Here is a 23,776-nt window from a genome sequence, read left to right as displayed (position 1 = left end):
AAGCTAGGCAATATTAACACCTGTAAAATTAACAGTCACTTAAACTCGGTTAGCGTGTGCACAACCATAGCGAGTGAATTACGGCAGGAATAAAAAAGATAAAACATAAAATAATGTTAATGATTAAATCTTTACCTGCTCCCGCTTTTAAAAATACCGCAACAGGCGGTAAAAATAGCGAGATAATAATAAGCAACAGTTTGTTATCCATAATTTTTCCTTGTTAGATTGGAACCTAAAGCATAGCTAATAATTGACTAAATCGCCTATCAGAAAAGACTTATTTAATTGCAAAAAAGCCCTACCTAAGTAGAGCTTTGATTTGAACACACAATGATTTGTTTTTGTGCGTGTAAAAACACGCACAAAGATTAGTTACTGCGAACTGATACAAACTCTGGGTACGCATCAATACCACAGTCATGTTGATCCATACCGTTTAGTTCTTCTTCTTCGGTAACGCGGATACCCATAGTATTTTTTAGAATTGCCCATACGATTGATGACGCGATGAACACAAATCCTAAGATACATACTAAGCCAATCAACTGATTAACGAAGGTTGCATCTGAGTTTGAAAGTGGTACTAACATAATACCTAAAGCACCACATACACCGTGTACAGAGATAGCACCTACAGGGTCATCGATTTTAGCTTTATCAAGTGCAACGATGCTAAATACAACCAAAGAACCACCAAGTAGACCCAGTAAACAAGCAAGTAATGGTGTTGGTGATGCAGGCTCAGCTGTAATAGTTACCAGACCAGCTAATGCACCATTAAGCACCATAGTTAGATCGGCTTTGCCCCAAAGTACTTTACACACCATAAGTGCAGCAATTGCACCACACGCAGCGGCAGCGTTAGTATTAACGAAGATTTTACCTACTGCTGTTGCATTTTCAGCGTCAGAGATAAGCAGTTGTGAACCACCGTTGAAGCCAAACCAACCCATCCAAAGGATTAATGTACCTAGTGTTGCTAACGGTAGGTTAGAACCAGGAATTGGGTAGATTTCACCGTTTTTGCCATATTTACCTTTACGAGCACCTAGGAAAAGCACACCTGCAAGAGCGGCTGCTGCACCTGCGCCATGAACAATTGCAGAACCAGCAAAGTCAACAAAGCCCATTTCAGATAAGAAGCCTGCGCCCCAAGTCCAGTAACCTTCGATTGGGTAAATGAAACCAGTTAAAACAACAGTGAAAATTAAGAATGCCCATAACTTCATACGCTCAGCAACCGCACCAGATACGATTGACATAGCCGTTGCTACGAACACAACTTGGAAGAAGAAATCAGACTCTAAAGAGTGATCTGCATCAGCAGCTTGAGTGCCAATTAATGCACCAAATGAAGGGATAAAACCACCTTCTGCGTTATCAACATACATGATGTTGTAACCCACTAATAAAAACATAGTGCAGGCAATAGAGAATAGTGCTACGTTTTTGGTTAGTATTTCTGTTGTATTTTTTGCACGCACTAAACCTGCTTCTAGCATAGCGAAACCAGCCGCCATCCACATTACTAAAACACCCGACATCAAAAAGTAAAATGTGTCGAGCGAGAACTTCAACTCTACAATCGTGTTTTCCATAATTCCCCCTTAAATTGCTTCTTCATCAAGTTCGCCTGTACGAATACGGACGATTTGGTCTAGGTCGTAAACAAAAATTTTGCCGTCACCAATTTTGCCTGTTGAAGCAATTTTTGTGATGGTTTCAACAACGCGTTGACAATTTTCGCTACGAGTTGCAATTTCAAGTTTGATTTTTGGAATAAAATCGACTTGGTATTCAGCTCCACGATATAGTTCAGTGTGACCACGTTGACGGCCAAAGCCTTTAACGTCGACAACTGTCATCCCCTCAATGCCTAAATCAGCCAGTGCTTCACGCACATCATCAAGTTTGAATGGCTTTATTATTGCACTAATCATTTTCATAGTGGCCCCCTTCGGACGCTTATTGTTATCCTGTTGGTGTATGTAATCCAACCTTTGTGCCACTATTTTTTATTATTAATATTCAATGATTTATATTTTAATATTGGTTTTTGAACAAAAAAAATGCACCCATATGGTGCATTTTATTAACAATTAACCTGAGCTGGTGCAATTTACTCAATTATTGAATAACTAAGCAATTTCGCTGTTGTTGCTTGGCTTGATATAGCGCTTTATCTGCAATACGCATAGCAGCTGTTAACGACACTTTTTGAAATGGAGTCATACCAATACTCATGGTCAATGAATAAGGCTCACCATTAATAGAAAAGGCATGGTTGGCTAACTGCTCTCTAAATGTATTTAATCGCTGCTCTGCCTTTTTTAGATCCATATTATTGAGCACAACTGCAAACTCTTCACCACCAATACGTGCCACGGTAAAATCATCAAACTTTGCTTTTAAGAATGATGCGACTTGCTTAAGCGCCTGATCACCCGCTTCGTGACCAAATTGATCATTAACATTCTTGAAGTAATCAATATCAAGCAAGGCTAAAACATTCTCTTGTTCAACATTCTTTAATATTTTTTCGGCGTATTGATAAAAATAGCGTCTATTGTGTAAGCCTGTTAAATGGTCGCGATATGCACTTTCTTTAATATCGGCTATTAGAGCGAGTTGTTCCATGGTTTGCATAACACGGCAATGAAACTCTTCATTCATAAATGGCTTTGTTAAAAAGTCATTAGCGCCGTATTTAATAAAGCGCGCCGATAAACCATGCTTACCAGCCCCCGACAAACCAATAATGGCTAAGTCATCGCGGCCGCGGAAATTACGCACCGCTTTAACCAACTCAAAACCATCCATTGTTGGCATTGCATAGTCAGTAAGTAACAATTTAATTTCTGGGTCGTCTTTGAGCATTTGCAACGCTTGCTCACCGTCTTGGGCATCACTCACTGAAAATAATTGCTTTTCGAGCATTTGCTTCATTAAAGTGCGGCTCAATACTGAGTCATCGGCCACCAGCGCTTTGCTACCATCGTTTCTGAGTAATTGTGCAACTAACTTTATTGCGTAATGGTACGAATCACGATTATCTTTAACGACATAATCAACCACACCAAGCTCTAACATTTGTTGGCGGATGTACTCATCAATTTTAGAAGTCAGAACAACGGTCGGAATATTCTTTGAAAGCGTGTACTTAGCCACTTCACCATTCATTGCATCTGGCAAGGTTAAATCGACCAATGCTAAAGTATAATCGTGTTCAGCAATTAAATTTATCCCTTCTTTTAGGGACCACGCAAAGTCGACAGCGACATCGAGATAGTGAGCAGCCAAGTGACGTAACACTTGCTGCACGACCTTACTGTCTTCAACAACTAACACTCTTTGCATTATAACTTCTCTTTTCTAAGCGCACGTGCACAGATTATAAACACGCTAAATATACGCCATTTTTCAATCTAGCTAAATAATTAAGCAAATTATCTTTAGTAAAAAAAAGGATTTTTTTGTTATTTGCTCATGATTTTCGGTTAATTTCCACTTCAACAGCGAATATTGGTTACTAGTCTCATTAGTTTGTCATCGAGTTAGCTTTAATTTTTAATAGCTATAAATCGAATAATAAGGAATCAACATGAAACTAGTTAGTTTTATTGGCTTATCGGTAACAGCACTGACACTGACCTTTAGCACTCCTAGCTTTGCAGATAACGCACGTCGCATTGATGTCGACAGCAAAGTAGTCACAGAGCATAAAGCACGCATTAACGGCGAGCGCTTTTCATATACCGCCGCCACTGGTACGCAACCCGTTTGGGATGAGCAAGGCAATGCCGTTGCAACGTTGCAATATACTTATTATACCCGTGACAAAGTAGACGATAGAACAAAACGCCCTCTGGTATTTTCGTTCAACGGTGGCCCAGGTTCTGCATCAGTGTGGATGCACCTTGCTTATACTGGACCACGTGTATTAAAAATTGATGACGAAGGCTACCCTGTTCAACCTTATGGCGTAAAAGATAACCCTTATTCAATTTTAGACGTAGCAGATATTGTTTATATCAACCCGGTTAATACCGGCTATTCACGTGTACTTGAAAACGAAAAGGGTGAGCTGCCAAGTAAATCAGATCAGCAAAAAATGTTTTTTGGTGTTAACGCTGACATCAAATACTTAGCAGAGTGGCTAAATACCTTTGTTTCTCGCAACGAGCGCTGGCGCTCACCTAAGTTTTTAATTGGTGAGAGCTATGGTACAACACGTGTATCAGGTCTTGCGCACGAATTACAAAACCGCCAATGGATGTATATCAACGGCGTTATTTTAGTATCACCAACTGAGATTGGTATTAAACGTGAAGGCCCGGTAGAAGCAGCTAACCGCCTACCTTACTTTGCAGCAACAGCTTGGTACCACAAAGCCCTCAGCGCAGATTTACAAGCAAAAGACTTAGACGAGTTACTTCCTGAAGTAGAACAGTTCACCGTAAATAAGTTCTTACCAGCAATCGCTAAAGGTGGCTTTTTACCTGCAGATGAAAAGCGTGCAATTATCAAACAAGCAGCAAAATACGCAGGCTTATCTGAGAAGTTTGTTGAACAAAACAACCTTGATATTCCAACTAATTTCTTTTGGAAAGAATTATTACGTGACCGCGGTCAAACTGTTGGTCGTTTAGATTCTCGTTATCTAGGTATTGATAAACGTGATGCTGGTGAGTCACCAGATTACTGGGCTGAGCTTACCTCATGGTTACACTCATTCACGCCAGCAATTAACTATTACCTACGTGAAGAGCTTAACTACAAAACAGATATCAAATATAACCTATTTGGTAATGTTCACCCGTGGGATCGCAGCGGCAACAATACCGGTGAAAACTTACGTTTAGCAATGGCGCAAAACCCTTACTTAAATGTAATGATTCAATCAGGTTACTATGATGGTGCAACTAACTACTTTGATGCTAAGTATACAATGTGGCAATTAGACCCAAGTGGTAAAATGAAAGATCGCCTAAGCTTTAAGGGTTATCGTAGCGGACACATGATGTATTTACGTCATGCAGATCTTGAGTCTTCAAATAATGATCTACGCGAGTTTATCCTTAACTCGTTGCCAGCTGAAGGCAAAGCAGCAAAATACTAAATAAATATTTTGTTCATTTATAAAGAAAAAGCCCGTTTTGTACGGGCTTTTGTTTATCCATTGATCTATTTAGGTTTATACTTTTGTTATCTACATTAAGGATTAGGATAACTAAAAGATGGCAGACAAATTTCGTGTGATGTTTGCAGGACTTGAGGCTGGTATTGATCAAACACATGCCACAGAGCAACTAGCTAGCAAGCTTAAAACCAGCACAAACAAAATAGCTGGATTTTTCGAGCATAAGCCAATATTCGCTCCTTGCGAGCAAGAAAAGGCTCTTAAGCAAGCGAAGCTATTAGCCAGCGTAGGTATAAAAGCAAAGCTACAACCTCTTAGCCAATCGCAATCCACTAGCAGTCTAGATGCAAAGCAACGTGATGAACGTATATTTGATGCGCTTGATTACATCACCAGTAGTTTGATCCGCCTAGAAGAAAAGCTCGATGACTTAGAACAACGTTTACCTGATGTTGAAAAGAGCAGTAATAGCGATCAAGATGAAAGCTGGCAAGATGATGAGCTTCTACTTGATGAAGAACTCGCTGAACCTGTAAAAAAACGCTCAAATACCCTACTCTACTCTTTGATTGCGATGGTGATTGTTTTATTGATCATTCTTGGTATTGTGGAGTTATTCCCTGAGCTTTTCTCTTTCTTAGAAAGTTGATGTATATATTGACATGAGCAACACACGAACAGAAATTAGACAATCCATCCGAAAAAAGCGTAATTCACTGACCGAAGAGCAGCAAAAAAATGCAGCAATTACGCTTAAAATGAAATTTACTCAACACATAAAATCATTAGAAACTCCTCAAAAAGCGCGTATAGGCATCTATTTTAGCAATGATGGAGAACTTGACACATCATTGTTAATTAAAGATTTATGGCAAAAAAACCACTCTTTATACCTACCTGTTATTCATCCCTTCAACGGTACAACTTTATACTTTCAGAGGTATGAAGAAAATTCACCCATGACTGTTAATCGCTATGGTATCTTGGAGCCCAAGTTGAATTGCAGTCAAATATGTCCTTTAGACAAGCTTGATATTTTACTTATGCCATTAGTGGCATTTGACGATCAAGGTAACCGTTTAGGAATGGGCGGTGGGTTTTATGACAAAACGTTGGCTCGGTATTACCAAGAAAATTGGCAAAAACCGATATTAATCGGTCTTGCGCATCAATGTCAGCATGTAGCTGCATTACCTATTGAATCGTGGGATGTACCGTTAAAACACATTATAACCCCAGAGAAAATCTACCAATGGTAAGCAAACTCTTTGTATACTATAGGCCTCTCTGATAGCTAACTGAGCACATAATTATGACGCAAGATGAATTAAAAAAAGCCGCTGCCTGGGCAGCACTCGAGTTTGTTAATGAAAACACCATTGTTGGTGTAGGTACAGGCTCTACAGTGAATCATTTTATTGATGCACTTGGTACAGTAAAAGACACCATTGTTGGTGCAGTTTCAAGCTCTGAAGCTTCTACTGAAAAGTTAAAAGCACTCGGTATTGAAGTGTTTGAGTTAAACGACGTATCAAGCCTTGATGTGTATGTTGATGGCGCAGACGAAATCAACCCACATAACGAAATGATCAAAGGCGGTGGTGCTGCGCTAACACGCGAGAAAATCGTTTCAGCGGTAGCAAAACAATTTGTTTGTATTGTTGATGAATCAAAAGAAGTTGCAACATTAGGCGCATTTCCACTACCGGTTGAAGTGATCCCAATGGCACGCAGTTATGTAGCCCGTGAGCTTGTAAAACTAGGTGGAGATCCAGTTTACCGTGAAGGTGTTGTAACTGATAACGGCAACGTCATTTTAGATGTGCACAATTTAGACATCAGCAACGCCAAAGAATTAGAGCTAACAATCAACCAGATTGTTGGTGTAGTAACAAACGGCTTATTTGCCCATCGCGGTGCAGATAAAGTCATTATCGGCACCAAAAATGGGCCGCAAATAAAGTAAATAGGAATGAGGATATGAGTAAGGTATCGTTAGCAAAAGACAAAATTAAAATTCTCTTGCTGGAAGGCGTGCACCAAAGTGCTGTAGAAACGCTTAAACGTAATGGCTACAGTAATATTGATTACGTAAAAACTTCCTTACCTGAAGACGAACTCATCGAGCGCATTAAAGATGTGCACTTTGTAGGCCTTCGTTCTCGCACTCATATTAGTGAAGCGGTATTAGAAGCAGCTGAAAAGCTAGTCGCTATCGGCTGCTTCTGTATCGGTACTAACCAAGTCGACCTGCAAGGTGCCCGTGAGCGTGGTATTGCGGTATTTAACGCACCATTCTCAAACACTCGTTCTGTTGCAGAATTAGTACTTGGTGAAATCTTATTATTACTTCGTGGTATTCCACAGCGTAATGCCCTAGCACACCGTGGCGGTTGGTTAAAATCAGCCAACGGTTCATTTGAAGCGCGTGGTAAAACCTTAGGTATTATTGGTTACGGCCACATTGGTACACAGCTAGGTATCATGGCAGAAAATATCGGTATGAACGTTGAGTTTTACGATATTGAAGACAAACTAACACTCGGTAACGCAACGCAAGTTCATAACCTAACTCAGTTATTACAGCGTGCTGATGTTATTAGCTTACACGTACCAGAAACACCGCAAACGAAGAATCTAATTGGTATGGCAGAGCTTGAAGTAATGAAGCAAGGCGCTATTCTAATTAACGCTTCTCGCGGAACAGTTGTTGATATTGATGCACTGGCTGAATCACTTCGTGAAAACAAGCTAAGCGGTGCTGCAATCGATGTATTCCCTGTAGAACCTAAGTCAAATGATGAAGAGTTTGTATCACCGTTACGCGAGTTCGATAACGTGATTTTGACGCCACATATTGGTGGTTCAACACAAGAAGCACAAGAAAATATCGGTATTGAAGTAGCGGGCAAACTTGCTAAATACTCAGATAATGGTTCAACCATTACTGCAGTTAACTTCCCTGAAGTATCACTGCCTGAACTTGCAAACCGCAGCCGTTTGTTACACGTACACCACAACCGCCCAGGTGTTCTAACGCAAATTAACCAAGCGTTCGCACAGCACGGTATCAACATCGCAGCCCAGTACTTACAAACTGACGAAGCGATTGGTTACGTAGTAATTGATGTCGATACAGACCAATCAGAAGTCGCCCTTAAAGAGCTAAGTGCTGTTGAAGGTACAATCAGAGCACGTATCCTTCACTAATCATTGGCATATCGAAAAAAAGCGCAAACAGTTAAACTGCTTGCGCTTTTTTTGTAGGACAAAACTTTAAGGTAGGTTGGTTTGAGCGCAGGGAATCCAAGCTATAAGCCGTAAATTTTAAGCTCTAAGTCAAAACAGCTCACCGTAGGCGTGAAATTTATTTCGCGCGATGGCTTATTTCTAACTAATAAAACTCTTGTTACGTCTTGTAACCTCTATAATTGATAGCCGTTTTTTAAAAATAACCGTATTAAGACTATTGAGCATTAACAATCTATTTTAAACCTTATTTAAAATTTTTTGATAAACCAGTAAGCCAACATTTTTTATGTAGGTTTCGATGGTAAAACCGACTTTACTGCGTCAACTAGTTCTTTTGTTGCAGAGGATACCGAGCTTGCATTTTTTGAGTCATTCTTATGGTAAATTGGACTAGCATATATTTGTCCGACTGACTCCATTATCATTTTATCTTTATTAGATGCGTCTTCTAGTTGTTCGGCGTAGGAATTAACTGTTAGTGCTACAGCAGACTTAAAAGCATATTCTTCTTGGAAATTACGCTCTTTTACATATTGAGAAATAGAGAATAGTAGAAGACCAATCGCTGGCAAAGCCTTTAGAGAGTTAATTATTATAATCTGCCAAGATAGCCCACTTAAATCCCCATTGCCAAATAGAAAAAATATCCATGCTATAGTAGCGATTGCGGAAGTGGGCACTGCCCATTTCCAAAACCCTATTGATGTTATCAATTCTGATTTTCTTTGCTTAAACGTTTCAAATAGAGACGCACCAACTTCTCTTTCAATAAGATCATCAAGATATTGGTTCCTTTCTTCAAAGTACTCTCTCTTCTCTTCAACGAAAGATAATTTCTCAGTGAATGCTTTTTCTAGTTTATTATAAGATTTTTGACGAGATTCGCTTTCAACTTTGCTATCTGTTAATAAGTTCGACATTTCCGACAACAACTTTTTGAATTGATCGGTCAGTTCATCTATTGATATTTTTTTGTCTTCAGCTTGCTCTAGCAAAGAATTAATTCTTTCCTCAAGTGTAGCGGATTTTGTATGTGTTTCGGTAATTTCGTTTGAATGAAGCCTAGCTGAAGATAATAAAGATTCTATTTCACTTAATTCGCTAGACTTAGATTTTATAAACCTATTTAAAACATCTTTTTGGTCATCTATTTCCGATAATAATTCAGATAATTTATTAGAGGATGCTTCAACATGCTTAGAAACTAGGTCAATACGATCCTTATCTTCTTGAACGCTAACTTCTGAGGAACGAAAGTATTTTCGTTTTGATTTTTCCCAAAAACCATTTATTGCCTGGTAATGAATTAGCTTATTAAGTGCAGGAATACTGGCTGGGAAATTTTGAGCATTTATATTTGATAAAAGATTTGTAAGGTCGTTGTTTAGATTTCCGGTACCATATTCATTTTGAAAATTATACTGAAATGGCATTGCCTTTGCGTAAGAGCTATCAATTTCCTCTCTAAATTGGGCTAGAACTTTTCTTACAGCCGATATATATTCTTTTGCAGAATATTCACCAATATTAACATCTGATAAATTAGCCTCCTCGCCATATTTAGAAGCTACTAACTTTCCTAAATCTATAGTGGTGAACGTCTCAAGATGCCCTTTGACTTGGTTTAATTGAGCTTGGTTCATTTGTTCCCTCTTTGACCATACTAGCTTTTAGAATACAACTCACGGTTACCAGATTAATTCCGAACCGTAAATTTATCAATAGTAATTAATTTCATAAACTTAGTTTACTATAAGTTAAACTAAGTTTATGAATACAGAGAACAAGGCCTTTTTATAGAGAGTTTCAAGACACAAAAAGTAAGAACTTACATAAAACCCTAAAGACTGAGAATTATTCAAATTTAAAGAAGTAGTAAATAAATTAAACGTGACAAATTCTAATCAGTTTATAACCTAACTTAAGACCATATACTTTAAGTAGCTATGGAACAAATGAGCAATTACCTCTAATTATTAAAATCAGTCCAGATACTTCCCCCTCCTCAAACACACTTCCCTGTGTAAATCACGCCGATGAGTCAGTAAATTTTACTCACCAGTCGCTTGTGCTTCTGCGTCTTTATCTTGATGTTTTTCGCTTATCATGGCATTTAATTTCTCGCCGCCTTTGATACCAAAATCTAATGTGCGGATTGGGAATGGGATGGTCATGTCAGCTTCGCTTAGGGCGTTTCTGACTGCCACAACAGCCTTGTGACGAACGGTCATGAAATCCGCTTCGCCGGGGTATTTAATCCAAAACCAAACCAGTAAGTTAACACTACTATCACCAAAGCTTTCGGCATAAACAGCGGTTTCTTCTTGCTTAATTACAAAATCAAACTCATTGATTTTTTTAACAATCACCTCTGCGGCTTGCTCGGGGTCATCGGCATACGAAATACCCACAGGCACTTCGATACGACGCACACCTAAGGTACTGTAGTTACTTAGTATATTTCTAAATAGAATCTTGTTGGGCACTAAAATAAGTTGCCCATAAAAGTTCTCAATGAGGGTGTTTCTAAGGTTAATCGCCCGCACAGTACCAAACACGCTTTCGGTGCGAATAACATCGCCAGTTTTAAATGGTTTGCGAATACCCATAGCAATACCCGCTATCAGGTTCTCTGTCATGTCCTGAAAGGCAAAACCAATCGCAAGACCAACAATACCAGCACCAGCAAGTAAAGAGGTGACTGTGCCTCTAAGCCCCAAGAAATCAAGGGCTACAAATAAGCCTACACATAGCACAATAACCTTTGCTATTGATGACATTAAGTCCGCTATTTGCGAAGACTCTAATGAGCGACGTAATAGCTTTCTGAGCATTGAACCAACAAGACGCGCCAGCAATGAAAATACAATGGTGATAACTACTGCGACAATAAAGTTTGGAATATGGCTTATGATGATATCAATCCAGCCACCGAGTTTTTCTTCTATTAGCTTTTCAGCTTCACTTACTGTCGGAATTTTTAACATTTTTATACCTTGATGAATTAATTACTCAACAGGATATTTTGCAAGATAAGCGCCATTTCTAATTGGGTGTATTAAAACCATAAAAAAAGCCGTGCTGAGCACGGCTTATCTAATTCATTTTGCTAAAAATTAGTTCTGCTCTTCGCGTAAGAAAACAGGCTCTAATTCTTTTGCTGTTGCATCGCTACTAAAGTAATAACCTGCAACGGTGAAATCTTTTAAATCACTCAATTGGGTAATTTTATTTTCAATAATGTAACGCGCCATCATGCCGCGGGCTTTTTTCGCATAAAAGCTGATCACTTTATATTGGCCGTTTTTACAGTCTTTAAAATGCGGCGTAATGATTTGCGCATTTAACGATTTTTTATCAACTGCTTTAAAATACTCGTTCGAAGCAAGGTTTACTAAATACTTACTATCTTGCTCAGCAAGTACCGTATTAAGCTTTTCGGCGATGACACTGCCCCAAAACTGATACAAGTTTTTACCACGTGGGTTTTCAAGTTTAGTACCCATCTCAAGACGGTAAGGCTGCATTAAATCTAACGGCTTCAGCACACCGTAAAGGCCAGATAAGATACGTAAGTGTGACTGCGCGTAATCGAGGTCTGAACTGCTTAATGATTGTGCATCTAAACCACCGTACACATCGCCATTAAAAGCCAACACGGCTTGTTTTGCGTTATCTTGCGTAAATGGCTGCGACCACTCGGCGAATCGTGCTGCGTTTAAACCAGCTAATTTATCGCTGATTTTCATTAGGCTACCAATTTGCGCTGGTGTTAAATCACGGCAAACTGACATTAACTCTTCGCTATGCTCGAGTAATTCAGGTTGAGTGAATTTATCGGTCGTGGCTGGGGTTTCGTAATCTAAATTCTTTGCAGGTGAAATAACAGTGATCATACTTAGCTATTGACTTGTAATTTATTTGATGTCAATTTCAACATTAATTGAATCAAAATGCACGTTTTGTTTCGTCCTACCTTTATCCGCTGCTCTTTCATACATAATGTTCTAGTTTTCTATATTAAGGACATTTGACCTATTAAACACTGTCATAGTGTTGCAGCATAAAGGCGGCTATAATGGATATTCTTTTAACTTGCTTGGAATGAGGAAAGCAAATGACTTCAGCACTACAAAGGCTTAAACAGCATTCATCTATTGTTGCAGATACAGGTGATATCGAAGCTATCAAAAAGCACCAACCAGAAGATGCGACAACTAATCCGTCTTTACTTTTAAAAGCCAGTGAAATTGAAGCGTACAAGCCTTATTTAGATAAAGCGTGGCAATATGCCAAAGAAACCGAGCAAGATGCAGCTAAACAACTTGAGCTAGCTTGTGATTACTTTGCTGTTTTAATTGGTAAAGAAATCAGTGAAATTGTTCCAGGTTATATCTCAACAGAAGTAGATGCGCGTTTATCATTTGATACGCAAGCGACAATCGATAAAGCCCACACCTTATTGAGCCTGTACGAAAAAGAAGGTGTGAGCAAAGATAAAATCCTGATCAAAGTTGCATCAACGTGGGAAGGCATCAAAGCCGCTGAGCAATTAGAGAAAGAAGGCACCAAGTGTAACTTAACGCTGTTATTCTCTGAAGCACAAGCTCGCGCATGTGCCGATGCTAACGTATTTTTAATTTCACCATTCGTTGGCCGTATCCTAGACTGGCATGTTGCTAACGGTATGGAAAAACCAACTGATCCACTGAACGATCCTGGTGTGCAATCGGTTCGTAGTATCTACGAATTCTACAAACGTCACGATTACAAAACAGTGGTAATGGGCGCAAGCTTCCGTAATACAGGCGAAATCATCGCGCTTACAGGTTGTGATAAGTTAACCATTAGCCCTGCACTTTTAGAAGAGCTAGGCCAACTAACTGATGCACAAGAATACCTGCTAGATAACAACTTTACTGTTGAAGAAAAACCAGCACCACTGACTGAAAGCCAGTTCCGTTGGTTACATAACCAAGATGCAATGGCAACAGAAAAGCTCGCTGAAGGTATTCGCTCGTTCGCAGAAGCACAAATTGAATTAGAAGCTCGTTTTAAAGCAATGTAATTCAAATTACAGCATTTTTTAAAACGCCACCGCCCGGTGGCGTTTTTGTTTCTGAAATAACTAATTCCTTGATCTATTCATCTATCAATCACAGTTCTGTAACATTATCGTCACTTTTTTGTTCTATTTTTACCTTGCCTATGGTATACGTATTTCCGAGGTTCAAAAAATAAATGGGAGAAGTTCATGGATAGCCTAGACGATATTTTAGAAATATTAGAAGGTCCTGGTAAAACAAAAAAGACCTCCACAAAAAATAAAAAAAGAAAATGGCGCGAAATCGAAGCGTTAAAAGATAAACACAGATTACGTAAAGAACTAAAGGAGCTTGATTACTTTACTGACAGTATTGACATAGACGAATTAGATTTTTTGTAAAATAAAGGCCCTTATTATGGGCCTTTTACGTTTCTGTTATAAAATTTGTGGTAATGACCAATTGATCGGTTTTTTGTTTTGATCAATAAGTATTTGGTTTGTCTTAGAAAAGTGCTGACAACCAAAAAAACCTCGATGAGCAGAAAGCGGTGACGGATGCGGACCTTGGATCACATGATGACGCGAGGTATCAATGTGTTTACCTTTTTTCTGTGCATGTGCGCCCCATAAAATAAACACCACACCTTCACAATGTTGATTAATAAGCGCAATCACTGCATCGGTAAATTGCTCCCAGCCAAGCTGCTTATGAGAATGAGCCTGCCCTTGTTCAACAGTAAGTACGGTATTAAGTAAAAACACCCCTTGCTCTGCCCAACTTTGCAAGTAACCGTGGTGGGGTATCTCAAACCCATCAATATCTGTGGCTAGTTCCTTGTATATATTCTTTAATGATGGCGGTAGTTTTTTAACCTGCGGCAATACCGAAAAACACAAACCATGTGCTTGGCCTTCTCCGTGATAAGGGTCTTGCCCTAAAATAACCACTTTGACTTCGCTCAGTGGTGTGGCATCAAAAGCTGAGAATACCTCCTCATCTTTTGGATAAACGGTCACACCTGCTGCGCGTCTATCAGCTACATATTGCAAGGTTTCTTGCATGTAAGGTTTAGCAAGCTCGGTATCTAGAAATGTTTGCCAATCGATCATTTTGAAGCCTGTATTTGCTGACGAGAAATGTCTATTTTACCACACATATCGCTTAAACCATCTAGCATACGGGTTGTAAAACGATGCAATAGATCTGCGTTCACACTAATAAACTGGTTATGCTGCACTGCAGGCAGTTCAGGCCATTGACGCCAGTCTATCTTCGGTTGCGGCTTTTTAGATTTTTCGTCTGGAATAATAATCGCCTCAGGTTTAGCAACCAATACATTTTCAATACTAATACGCGGGTAATCAGTATCGCTATTAGCAAACACATTCTCAGCATGGCAAATAGTTAAAAGCTGATTGATCCAGGTATTTCCACCAATTGTCATCATCGGCTCTGGCCATAATTGATAAAAAACAGGCACGACTTTTTTACCTTGCTGAGAGGCACGAATTGCATTGAGTTTAGCTACAAACTCATTGGCCACCTTATCTGCCTTAGTTTGTAAATGCGTAAGCGTGCCTAGCTTACGTAATTCATCAGCAACATTATCAACTTGATCCGGATTACTATAAGCAACAGGAATACCTAGCTTTTCGATATAAGCGAGGTCACCAGCTTTATTTCCTGTCTTCCACGCTAAAACAAGATCTGGCTTAAGTGACAGTAACTTTTCCATATTGACGCCGTAATACCCACCAACACGTTCAATATCATTCGCTTGTGCTGGGTAATCAGCAAAATCAACCGTACCAACGATACGATCGCCAGCACCTATCGCAAACAGGTTTTCAACAATGTGCGGTGCTAAAGCAACAATACGCTGTGGTTCTTTAATTTCATGAGCGTGTGCAAGTGCGGGTAAATTTAATAAAAAACCTAAGAGTGCAAACTTGATGGTTTTCATGTTAATAATCGAACCCTTTTTGCGCTTTAATGCCAGCATCAAAAGCATGTTTTACATTTCTAACTTCACTGACTGTGTCAGCCAAGTCGGTCAATTTTCGGTGTGCACCACGTCCTGTAATGATCACCGATTGCATGGCTGGTCGAGAGCTTACTGCCTCTAACACTTCGTCTAAGTCAATATAGCCGTAGGTGATCATATAGGTTATTTCGTCTAGCATAACGAGGTTAATCGACTCATCCTTGAGCATTCTTTTCGCTTCTTGCCATGTCACTTGGGCAGCTTCGGTGTCTAACTCTTTGTTTTGTGTCTCCCAGGTAAAACCGGTGTTCATAATAACAAATTCAACCCCTGCTTTTTCGAGTAGGTTACGCTCACCGCACTCCCAAGTCCCTTTAATAAACTGACACACAGCTGCTTTCATTCCGTGACCAACAGCACGTGCGACAGTACCAAATCCAGAGGTAGATTTGCCCTTACCATTACCAGTTATGACCTGAAAAATACCTTGCTCTTTTTGCGCAGCAGCAATACGTTCATCGACTTTTTCTTTTACTTTTTGCTGGCGCTGTTGGTGCTTATCTTGATTCTGTTCGCTCATTGTTGTTCCTTATGACTCTAAGTTGAAGTTCTCATAAATATTGATGATTTGTTCAATATCGAGATTCTCTGCTACCACATTGGCTAAACGGCTTAACTGCTGTTCACGGTTTAAGTTAATATCAATCGGCTGTATTTGGCTATTTGCTGCAAGCCAAGTAGTTAGCTCAGCTACCCCCTCTGGCGTATCGAACAAGCCATGTAAGTAAGTACCTGCTATTTGGTTATCATCACTAATAAAGCCATCCACTTTAAATCCACTTGGGTGATTATTAAAACTCAAGAATGGCTTTTCAAGTGCGGGCCCTTGGCTTATACCAGCGTGAATTTCATAGCCTGAAATTGTTTTACCACTACGATTTAAATGAAGCATGCCAGTGACTTGGCTTAATACTTTTTGCTGCCCTAACTGCGTTTCAAAGTCAGCCAACCCTAGCCCTTCTGCGCTGCCTAAATTGGATTCAACAGCATGTGGATCAGCAAGATAGTTGCCTAACATTTGCAGCCCACCACATACTCCGAGCACTTTACCGCCATAGCGTAAATGACGTTTTATTTGTGTGTGCCAACCTTCATTTTTTAAAAACGCTAAGTCGCTAAGGACATTTTTACTGCCCGGAATAATAATCAGATCAACACTTGGAATAGTCTGGGTATGACGTACATACTGTAAATCAATTTCTGGTTGTAATCGCAGTGCATCGAAGTCAGTGTGATTACTAATATGAGGTAGCAATAGCACTGCTATGCGCAATTGTGGTTTATCTACCTGATTGCTTATAGCAACGGCATCTTCTGCATCTAGTGCTAAGTCATGTAAATAAGGTAACACCCCAAGCACAGGCTTATTGGTGTATTGCTCTAACCAATCAAGGCCGCCTTGTAATAGCGCAATATCGCCCCGAAAACGGTTAATCACAAAGCCTTTAACGCGCGCTTGCTCCGACTCAGACAATAACGCTAATGTCCCAACTAAATGGGCAAACACGCCGCCTTTGTCGATATCGGCGATAATGATCACCGGGCAATCTACCGCCTCAGCATAGCCCATATTGGCAATGTCGTTTTCGCGCAGGTTTATTTCTGCAGGGCTCCCAGCACCTTCAACCACCAGTAATTCAAAACGTTCACTTAAACGCTGCTGCGAAGTAAGAACCGCATCCATCGCCACTTTTTTGTAGTCGTGATAACTGTCCGCTTCCATATTCGAAAGCGCTTTACCATGTACGATTACCTGCGCCCCAGTATCACTGTTAGGTTTTAATAAGATAGGGTTAAAATCGACTTCTGCGGGCACTTTTGCCGCTACAGCTTGCAAAGCTTGTGCTCTACCAATCTCGCCACCATCTGCGGTTACGGCGCTATTTAACGCCATATTTTGTGGCTTAAAAGGTGCAACCTTAATGCCTCGCTCTGCAAAGATCCGACAAAGTGCTGCTACAAGGGTGCTTTTGCCTGCATCTGAAGTTGTGCCTTGCACCATTAATGTTTTCATCATTGTTCTCTTTTTAAGGTTTGTGCAAGGCCTGCAATCACAAACTCAACACGCGCAACTTGCTGTGCTAAGGCTTGATGCAACCAACCTGAATGATCAACAAACTGACGGCTTAATTCACCGAGCGGCACAATACCATGACCCACTTCATTGCTGACAAAAATCACCTCACCGGGCAATTGCGATAGCACATCGAGTAAGGCCGCTTTTTGCTCAAGCCAAAATGCTTCACCCTGCTGGCATAAGCAATTACTCAACCACAAGGTTAAACAGTCCACTAAAATACAGTTTTCAGCTTGGCTATACTGTCGTAATGTTTTAGCCAAATGCAAAGGCTCTTCAACAAGTTGCCAATGCTTAGCGCGCTCTGCTTGATGCCTATTAATTCGGGCTGTCATTTCTTCATCACCCGCATTTGCTGTAGCAATGTAGATAAGTGGCTTGTCTGAATTTATTGCCAGCTGCTCAGCAAAACGGCTTTTACCGCTGCGAGCACCGCCTAAAATTAAAGTATGTTGTTGGCTCATAACATACTCACTAGACATAAGTAGGTAACAAGCTCAGATACTTGCTGGGCAGCACCTAAGCAATCGCCGGTATAGCCAGATAACTGCTTTTCAAACCAGCGCTTCAATAGTAAACGAGTAACAAAAAGCACACTGACGAGTATTAATAATTGCCCTAGAGTGAAGCCAAAAAACAACCATGCGATTGCTAACACAGCAAAGCCAGTTGCTAACAGTATTTGATAACTTTGCGTACTTAAATACATCGCAATTGGTTTTACTTTAGATGTGGCGTCCTGACTTACATAGTCCATATCTGCAATTAAACTTGTTGCTACAACCCGGCTTAAGCTTTGTCCTAAAACAAGTGCAATAATCAGAGCACTGGTTACTTCGCTAAGTGCGACAAGTGTTTGGTATTTAACTAATAAAGCCATCACAAGCGCCGCAGCACCATAGGTGCCTAAGCGACTATCTTTCATAATGTTGAGCTTATCTGCAACTTGCCAACCGCCACCAAAGCCATCCCACACATCAGCAAGCCCATCTTCATGAAATGCCCCTGTGATTACCAAGCTAAACGCCATAACTAACGCGACTGCAATGGCTGGCGGGAATAACCAACTTAGCAGCAAAAAGCTTAACGCTAAAAGTGCGCCTAATAATACTCCGACCAATGCAAAATAGCGGCTGGCCTGATTGAGCGCCTGACTCGATACTGCAAAGTTTAATTTAACGGGTATACGCGTTAAAAAGCTGAGCGCCAGTAAAAATAACTGAAGCTGACTTGGAGTCGTGTTTGAAGTGTGTTGTTCCGTGTTCATATCAAACTACTTGCTCAACATTGGCATCGGCAAAACTTGCCATGTCATTGTAAAACGCCAAAGATGCTTGCAGTAAAGGTAAGGCAAGCGCAGCACCTGTGCCCTCTCCTAAACGTAAATCTAGCTGTAATAAAGGTGATGCGTGCATGGCATTAAGCATTGTTTTGTGCCCTTGCTCATCAGAGGCATGGGCAAATAACATGTAATCGCGAGCGTTTGCATTAATGCGAGTTGCAACAAGCGCCGCTGCAGTACAAATAAAGCCATCAACAACCACTGCCATGCCAAGTTCAGCAGCAGCTAAAATGGCACCGGTGATCTGAACAATTTCAAAACCACCTAATGCAGCGAGTGTCATTAGTGGGTCATCAAAGTGAGCTTGATGCAATTGGAGGGCTTGCTCCACAACCTTGATTTTTTTAGTAACAACCTCGTCACTCACACCTGTGCCTTTACCAACACATTGGTTGGCAGGTAAGGACAACAAAGCAGCCATTAATGCCGCAGCACTTGTAGTATTACCAATACCCATCTCTCCAAACGCAATAGTATTGCTGCCTTGCTCATAGAGTGAATGCACTCGCTGCTTTGCTAATTCAAACCCTTTTTCAACATGGCTACGAGACATGGCCATTTCAGTATTCAGTGGGGCAGTGATTTCACCTAAACGCTGGTTATGCACACTTTTATCATGTGCTGTAGTGAGTGTTCCGGCATCGACAACTTCGAGCTGCCAACCAAGCTGGCGACAAAATACATTGATTGCAGCGCCTCCAGCTGCAAAGTTTGCCACCATTTGTGATGTAACAGTGCTAGGAGCAATTGACACACCTTGACTTGCCACACCATGATCGCCTGCAAATACAACCAGAGAAGGCTTTGAAATAACTGGTTTAAAGGCAAGTAGCGCCTGCTCACTATCAAGCTGCTTTGAAAAAATAAGCGTTAATTGTTTAGCACAACTCTCAAGCTGACCTAAAGCACCAAGCGGCTTCGTTTTAAGGTCTATCTTTTGTTGTATTACAGCTGAAAACTGCTGGTTAATTGGCATGATATTAAACATTAGCTACCTGCTCTGTTTACGAAAATAAAGTAAGAATAAAAAGAACACGCTGCCGATAGCTGCAGTGATCACACCAACGGGTAATTCTTGGTTATTCAATAAGGTTCGGCATAACACATCTACCCACACCATAAAAATGCCACCGACCAAGGATGTCATGACTAAGTTATGACTGCTGCCTTGCGGCGAAAAGTAGCGCACAATATGCGGGATCATCAGACCTACAAAACCAACGCCTCCACACAGAGCAACAAGCACCGCTGTAATTAATGAACTTAGCAGCAGCATCATGATCCGAAAGCGTTGGACATGAATCCCCAAAGTCGCAGCACTTTCATCGCCAAGTAGCATTGCATTAAGCTGACGACGAAATGCAATCATCAAAGTCATACAGGCAATAATAACGGTAAACGGCAGCCAAAGAGTGCCCCACTGCGCCCGAGAAAAACTGCCCATTGTCCAAAATAAAATAGCTGTAATTGCTTGAGGATCACTAAAATAAAGCAGCAGGCTAGTCAGAGCGCTAAATAAGAAGGATAAAGCAACGCCGGCAAGTAACATGGCTTCAACTTGACCAACATGTCGACGCCCAGCAATAGCAATGAGCAACAGCATTGAGAGTAAGCTTCCGGCAAATGCAGCAACTGACATACTAAAGCCAAAACTCACACCAGTAAGGGCTATAAAGCACACCACACCAAATGAAGCCCCTGAAGAGATACCAAACAAGTAAGGATCAGCAAGCGGGTTTCGGGTTACGGTTTGCAAAATTAATCCCGCAAGAGCAAGTCCAGATCCTGCTAAAAATGCCAGCACGGTTCTTGGCATGCGTAACTGCCAAATAATCCGCTGCACGAATTCATCACCGCCTTGGCTAAACAAGCCATTAAGTACCTCACTCAATGGTGTGTTTGCAGCACCAAAGCTCAGAGCTAAAAAACAACTAATAAGCCCAACAACAACACAGATACTTAAACGCATTGCATCAGTCATTCTGATGCTCCTGTGTCTGATAGCCATAAAAATAAGTTATATGCGGGATAAACTTATCGGTGTTTGATTGCGGATGAGCAGACACCGCAGCGCAGACACCAAATACATCGCTCAACAGCTGCTCAGTAAGCACCGCTTTTGGTTGCCCCTGACAAACCAATTGCCCTTCGTCAATTACCAGTAATTCATCACACAAACTCGCTGCAAGATTTAAGTCATGAAAAGAGGCAAGCACAGTCACATCGAGGGACTTTGCTAATTCCATTATTTGAATTTGGTATTTAACATCAAGATGACTGGTAGGCTCATCCATGATCAAAAGCTTAGGTTGCTGTACGATAGAACGTGCGATGAGTGCTCTTTGCTTTTCACCACCAGAGAGCGAATCGAATGCTTGCTCACTATGATGAGACAAACCAACCTGCTCAATCGCTTGATATATTCGCTGCTTATCATTGATAGACGTGCCGCTGAAAAGTCGCTTATGAGGTGTTAACCCTAAACTCACCACGTCGAACAGAGACAAATTAAACTGCGATGGAGACTCTTGTAAAACTACAGCAACCTGCTTTGCAAACTCATCAGCATTGATTTGCCAGATATCTTCACCGTTTAGCAACACAGCCCCTTGCTGAGGTTTCAAGTAACGATAAAGACAACGCAGTAAGCTTGATTTACCTGCACCATTAGGGCCAAGTAAACCTATAAACTGCCCAGCTTTTAACTCAAGGCTAATTGATTTAAGTATTGTTTTATTCGCAATACCCCAACTTAAATCAGAGACTGATATTAATGGCGCAGAGCCGTGGCTAGTTTGTCGCAAGCTTGTTCTCTCTTGGCGAGCAACCACAACGCACAAGAAAGCACTGATAAGTACCAGAAAATGACGTGAGTTTACCCGCTCGATGATTAATTGTTAGTGCTAAGTATCTGGCTGACCATACTTATGATGGATTACAGTTGCGGGAACAGCTGGAGAATTTCACTCCATTCCATAGCATATGTGTATTATGGCGGGCTAAGTAAATAATTCAATGAATATCACTCTAGATGGCTAAAAAACAATTTTTGGCCAAGTTTTTCCTTGCTCATCTATATATACATCGAGTGTAATAAGCCCCGCATAAGGGAGGTGGAAAACATTTAAATGCGTGGCTGACTGTTTTGGCATCTGGCAAACAATAGCAAGAATTTGTTTAATCACACCAGCGTGGCTGATTACCAATGACTGAGTATGTTTAGTTTCACTCAATGAGTTTAAAAACGTTTGCCACCAAGCCTCTACCCTTGCGTAAAAGTCAGCCATTGATTCACCATTGGGTACTTTTACCTGCCAAGGATGCTGCCAAAAATCACCGATATGAGGTTTACTGGTTTGCTGCCAAAGCTGCTGATAGTCTTGGCCATCCCAATCACCAAAATTAAACTCTTTCAGCGCATTGAAATACTGAACATTCAATGTGTGTTGATTTGCTAAAAAATCAGCATAGACTGAGCAACGCTTTAGCGGTGAGCTATAAATAGCATTTAAATTCAACAGTTCAGCAGAGGCTTGGCGCATTTGTTCAAGACCATGCTTTGATAAGTCAACATCGATTTGCCCAGAAAGAATACCCGGTGTGGCAATTTCGCCATGGCGAAGAAAATAAACTCGTGAAGTAAATGCGTCCATAATGTTCCTCAGTAACCAGTAGTGAACGTTAACGCGTTTCAAATACTCTGTCGAGTTATGCTAAATGACTTATGCTAAAAGAATTAAGCTAAACGCATCAACCGAACGTCAAAATGCAGCACTGCGTTCGCACCAATTTTTCCGCCGTTACCTTTTTTACCCCAAGCAAGCTCTGGGGGGATCACAAATTCATAGCGAGAGCCGATATTCATTAATAACAAACCTTCTCTTAACCCTTCTATAGCTTCTGATAAAGCAAACACCTCTGGCATACCCGCTTTATAACTGTCGGCAATGACACTGCCATCAGCAAGCATAATACGTTGATTAATGACCACTGTATCGAACTCTGTCACTCGATCCCCTTCAACATCATCAATCACTTTATACATTAAACCCGATGGGCATAGATGCGTATCAGGATGAGATGAGAACTTAGCGATGAATGCTTCACTATTTTTACGATTTAACCCTGAAGAACCTTTTGACTTGGTTGTTTTCTTACGAGACACAGTAAACCCTAATTGTATTACAAATATAAAACGCTTTATCGCATAACAACGTTAGGGAAGCAAGGGGCACTGTGGTTTGTAGTGAGTTAGCGAGAGTAAAGTTAGAAAGAGGAAAGTTTTAAAGCTCTGGCGTAGGTTGGGTAGAGCGCAGCGAAACCCAACACAGAGAGCTATCAGCTTAAACACAAAAAAGCCCGACTCTTTCGAATCGGGCTTTCTTTAATTAGGATCCTGGCGATGTCCTACTTTCACATGGCAAATGCCACACTATCATCGGCGCTGTTTCGTTTCACTACTGAGTTCGGCATGGGGTCAGGTGGGTCCAAAACGCTATTGTCACCAAGAAAATTCTGTTCAATTTTCTTATTATTTTTAATTTAAAGTCTTGCGACTGAATTTGGAGCCTGGCGATGTCCTACTTTCACATGGCAAATGCCACACTATCATCGGCGCTGTTTCGTTTCACTACTGAGTTCGGCATGGGGTCAGGTGGGTCCAAAACGCTATTGTCACCAAGCAAATTTGGGTCGTTAATCGCTTTTGCAATCAACTAAAATCTGGAATTCTGATATCAAGTAAATCTCTACTTTAGTTTCTTAACTTCTGTCTGTTACGCTGTCATAAAACGCGTTTGGCGTTGTATGGTTAAGCCTCACGGGTAATTAGTACAGGTTAGCTTAATGGCTCGCACCACTTCCACACCCT

The 23,776-nt window shown here is 40.7% G+C and carries 25 protein-coding genes, 2 rRNA genes and 1 riboswitch; of the genes, 7 read left to right on the top strand and 20 right to left on the bottom strand.

Annotation, left to right across the window (positions count from 1 at the left end; all coding sequences use genetic code 11):
- Positions 1-49: 49 nt before the first annotated feature.
- From AAEU31_RS00135 to AAEU31_RS00120, 4 genes are all read right to left on the bottom strand, one after another.
- On the bottom strand, positions 50-211 hold the full coding sequence (locus tag AAEU31_RS00135; RefSeq protein WP_135923723.1) for a YqaE/Pmp3 family membrane protein: 162 nt from the start codon (positions 209-211) through the stop codon (positions 50-52).
- A 160-nt stretch (positions 212-371) separates the two neighbouring features.
- Positions 372-1,601, bottom strand: coding sequence for an ammonium transporter (locus AAEU31_RS00130; protein ID WP_135923722.1), 1,230 nt, complete (start codon positions 1,599-1,601; stop codon positions 372-374).
- Positions 1,602-1,610: 9 nt separating this feature from the next.
- Complete coding sequence (locus tag AAEU31_RS00125) at positions 1,611-1,949, bottom strand: P-II family nitrogen regulator (RefSeq protein WP_054554260.1); 339 nt, start codon at positions 1,947-1,949, stop codon at positions 1,611-1,613.
- A gap of 181 nt (positions 1,950-2,130) precedes the next feature.
- On the bottom strand, positions 2,131-3,360 hold the full coding sequence (locus AAEU31_RS00120) for a diguanylate cyclase domain-containing protein (RefSeq protein ID WP_421966100.1): 1,230 nt from the start codon (positions 3,358-3,360) through the stop codon (positions 2,131-2,133).
- Between the two features lie 244 nt (positions 3,361-3,604).
- Between AAEU31_RS00120 and AAEU31_RS00115 the strand changes: the two genes are divergently transcribed.
- The 5 genes from AAEU31_RS00115 (at position 3,605) to serA (ending at position 8,353) form a co-directional block, all read left to right on the top strand.
- The gene (locus tag AAEU31_RS00115) at positions 3,605-5,122 is read left to right on the top strand and encodes a S10 family peptidase (protein WP_135923720.1); all 1,518 of its coding nucleotides are present in this window, start codon (positions 3,605-3,607) and stop codon (positions 5,120-5,122) included.
- Between the two features lie 118 nt (positions 5,123-5,240).
- Positions 5,241-5,792 carry a hypothetical protein gene (locus AAEU31_RS00110; protein WP_421966099.1) on the top strand — a complete coding sequence of 184 codons (552 nt, stop codon included), beginning with the start codon at positions 5,241-5,243 and terminating at the stop codon, positions 5,790-5,792.
- 13 nt (positions 5,793-5,805) lie between these two features.
- Entirely contained in the window at positions 5,806-6,402 is a 597-nt protein-coding gene (locus AAEU31_RS00105) for a 5-formyltetrahydrofolate cyclo-ligase (RefSeq protein ID WP_421966098.1), read from the top strand.
- A 53-nt stretch (positions 6,403-6,455) separates the two neighbouring features.
- Entirely contained in the window at positions 6,456-7,109 is a 654-nt protein-coding gene (gene rpiA, locus AAEU31_RS00100; RefSeq protein WP_135923717.1) for a ribose-5-phosphate isomerase RpiA, read from the top strand.
- 14 nt (positions 7,110-7,123) lie between these two features.
- The gene (gene serA, locus AAEU31_RS00095) at positions 7,124-8,353 is read left to right on the top strand and encodes a phosphoglycerate dehydrogenase (protein WP_135923716.1); all 1,230 of its coding nucleotides are present in this window, start codon (positions 7,124-7,126) and stop codon (positions 8,351-8,353) included.
- 326 nt (positions 8,354-8,679) lie between these two features.
- Here the strand turns inward: serA and AAEU31_RS00090 are convergent, their stop codons facing one another.
- From AAEU31_RS00090 to yaaA, 3 genes are all read right to left on the bottom strand, one after another.
- Positions 8,680-10,038, bottom strand: coding sequence for a hypothetical protein (locus tag AAEU31_RS00090; protein WP_421966097.1), 1,359 nt, complete (start codon positions 10,036-10,038; stop codon positions 8,680-8,682).
- Positions 10,039-10,446: 408 nt separating this feature from the next.
- The gene (locus AAEU31_RS00085) at positions 10,447-11,382 is read right to left on the bottom strand and encodes a mechanosensitive ion channel family protein (RefSeq protein WP_421966096.1); all 936 of its coding nucleotides are present in this window, start codon (positions 11,380-11,382) and stop codon (positions 10,447-10,449) included.
- Between the two features lie 129 nt (positions 11,383-11,511).
- On the bottom strand, positions 11,512-12,291 hold the full coding sequence (gene yaaA, locus AAEU31_RS00080; protein ID WP_421966095.1) for a peroxide stress protein YaaA: 780 nt from the start codon (positions 12,289-12,291) through the stop codon (positions 11,512-11,514).
- 221 nt (positions 12,292-12,512) lie between these two features.
- Between yaaA and tal the strand changes: the two genes are divergently transcribed.
- Both tal and AAEU31_RS00070 read left to right on the top strand, forming a co-directional pair.
- On the top strand, positions 12,513-13,463 hold the full coding sequence (tal, locus tag AAEU31_RS00075) for a transaldolase (protein WP_138557268.1): 951 nt from the start codon (positions 12,513-12,515) through the stop codon (positions 13,461-13,463).
- A 186-nt stretch (positions 13,464-13,649) separates the two neighbouring features.
- Positions 13,650-13,841 (top strand): DUF3545 family protein, encoded by a 192-nt coding sequence (locus AAEU31_RS00070; RefSeq protein WP_135923711.1) that lies wholly within the window; start codon positions 13,650-13,652, stop codon positions 13,839-13,841.
- A 36-nt stretch (positions 13,842-13,877) separates the two neighbouring features.
- Here the strand turns inward: AAEU31_RS00070 and ung are convergent, their stop codons facing one another.
- From ung to rrf (AAEU31_RS00005), 13 genes are all read right to left on the bottom strand, one after another.
- Positions 13,878-14,552: a uracil-DNA glycosylase gene (ung, locus tag AAEU31_RS00065; protein WP_421966094.1), complete on the bottom strand. Its 675-nt coding sequence runs from the start codon at positions 14,550-14,552 to the stop codon at positions 13,878-13,880.
- Positions 14,549-15,406, bottom strand: coding sequence for a cobalamin-binding protein (locus AAEU31_RS00060; RefSeq protein ID WP_421966093.1), 858 nt, complete (start codon positions 15,404-15,406; stop codon positions 14,549-14,551). The genes ung and AAEU31_RS00060 overlap by 4 nt, the downstream gene beginning before the upstream one ends.
- Before the next feature lies 1 nt (position 15,407).
- On the bottom strand, positions 15,408-16,007 hold the full coding sequence (gene cobO, locus AAEU31_RS00055; RefSeq protein ID WP_421966092.1) for a cob(I)yrinic acid a,c-diamide adenosyltransferase: 600 nt from the start codon (positions 16,005-16,007) through the stop codon (positions 15,408-15,410).
- Positions 16,008-16,016: 9 nt separating this feature from the next.
- Positions 16,017-17,501: a cobyric acid synthase gene (locus AAEU31_RS00050; RefSeq protein ID WP_421966302.1), complete on the bottom strand. Its 1,485-nt coding sequence runs from the start codon at positions 17,499-17,501 to the stop codon at positions 16,017-16,019.
- Entirely contained in the window at positions 17,501-18,028 is a 528-nt protein-coding gene (gene cobU, locus AAEU31_RS00045) for a bifunctional adenosylcobinamide kinase/adenosylcobinamide-phosphate guanylyltransferase (RefSeq protein WP_421966091.1), read from the bottom strand. Before cobU ends, AAEU31_RS00050 begins: the two co-directional genes overlap by 1 nt.
- On the bottom strand, positions 18,025-18,831 hold the full coding sequence (locus tag AAEU31_RS00040) for an adenosylcobinamide-GDP ribazoletransferase (RefSeq protein ID WP_421966090.1): 807 nt from the start codon (positions 18,829-18,831) through the stop codon (positions 18,025-18,027). The genes cobU and AAEU31_RS00040 overlap by 4 nt, the downstream gene beginning before the upstream one ends.
- Position 18,832: 1 nt before the next feature.
- Positions 18,833-19,894, bottom strand: coding sequence for a nicotinate-nucleotide--dimethylbenzimidazole phosphoribosyltransferase (cobT, locus tag AAEU31_RS00035; RefSeq protein ID WP_421966089.1), 1,062 nt, complete (start codon positions 19,892-19,894; stop codon positions 18,833-18,835).
- A gap of 3 nt (positions 19,895-19,897) precedes the next feature.
- Positions 19,898-20,887: a FecCD family ABC transporter permease gene (locus AAEU31_RS00030; protein ID WP_421966088.1), complete on the bottom strand. Its 990-nt coding sequence runs from the start codon at positions 20,885-20,887 to the stop codon at positions 19,898-19,900.
- Complete coding sequence (locus AAEU31_RS00025) at positions 20,880-21,710, bottom strand: ABC transporter ATP-binding protein (RefSeq protein WP_421966087.1); 831 nt, start codon at positions 21,708-21,710, stop codon at positions 20,880-20,882. The genes AAEU31_RS00030 and AAEU31_RS00025 overlap by 8 nt, the downstream gene beginning before the upstream one ends.
- Before the next feature lie 103 nt (positions 21,711-21,813).
- A riboswitch (cobalamin riboswitch) is annotated at positions 21,814-21,881 on the bottom strand.
- A 60-nt stretch (positions 21,882-21,941) separates the two neighbouring features.
- The gene (locus AAEU31_RS00020; RefSeq protein ID WP_421966086.1) at positions 21,942-22,559 is read right to left on the bottom strand and encodes a histidine phosphatase family protein; all 618 of its coding nucleotides are present in this window, start codon (positions 22,557-22,559) and stop codon (positions 21,942-21,944) included.
- Between the two features lie 83 nt (positions 22,560-22,642).
- The gene (locus AAEU31_RS00015) at positions 22,643-23,071 is read right to left on the bottom strand and encodes an FKBP-type peptidyl-prolyl cis-trans isomerase (protein ID WP_421966085.1); all 429 of its coding nucleotides are present in this window, start codon (positions 23,069-23,071) and stop codon (positions 22,643-22,645) included.
- Positions 23,072-23,300: 229 nt separating this feature from the next.
- Positions 23,301-23,415, bottom strand: a 5S ribosomal RNA gene (gene rrf / locus AAEU31_RS00010).
- A 58-nt stretch (positions 23,416-23,473) separates the two neighbouring features.
- A 5S ribosomal RNA gene (gene rrf / locus AAEU31_RS00005) occupies positions 23,474-23,588 on the bottom strand.
- Between the last annotated feature and the right edge of the window lie 188 nt (positions 23,589-23,776).

Origin of the sequence: Pseudoalteromonas thalassia, assembly GCF_049257215.1 — a bacterium.
Lineage (GTDB): Bacteria > Pseudomonadota > Gammaproteobacteria > Enterobacterales > Alteromonadaceae > Pseudoalteromonas > Pseudoalteromonas lipolytica_C.
The sequence above is the reverse complement of the archived record's forward strand: the minus strand, read 5'-3'. Positions and strand labels throughout refer to the sequence as shown.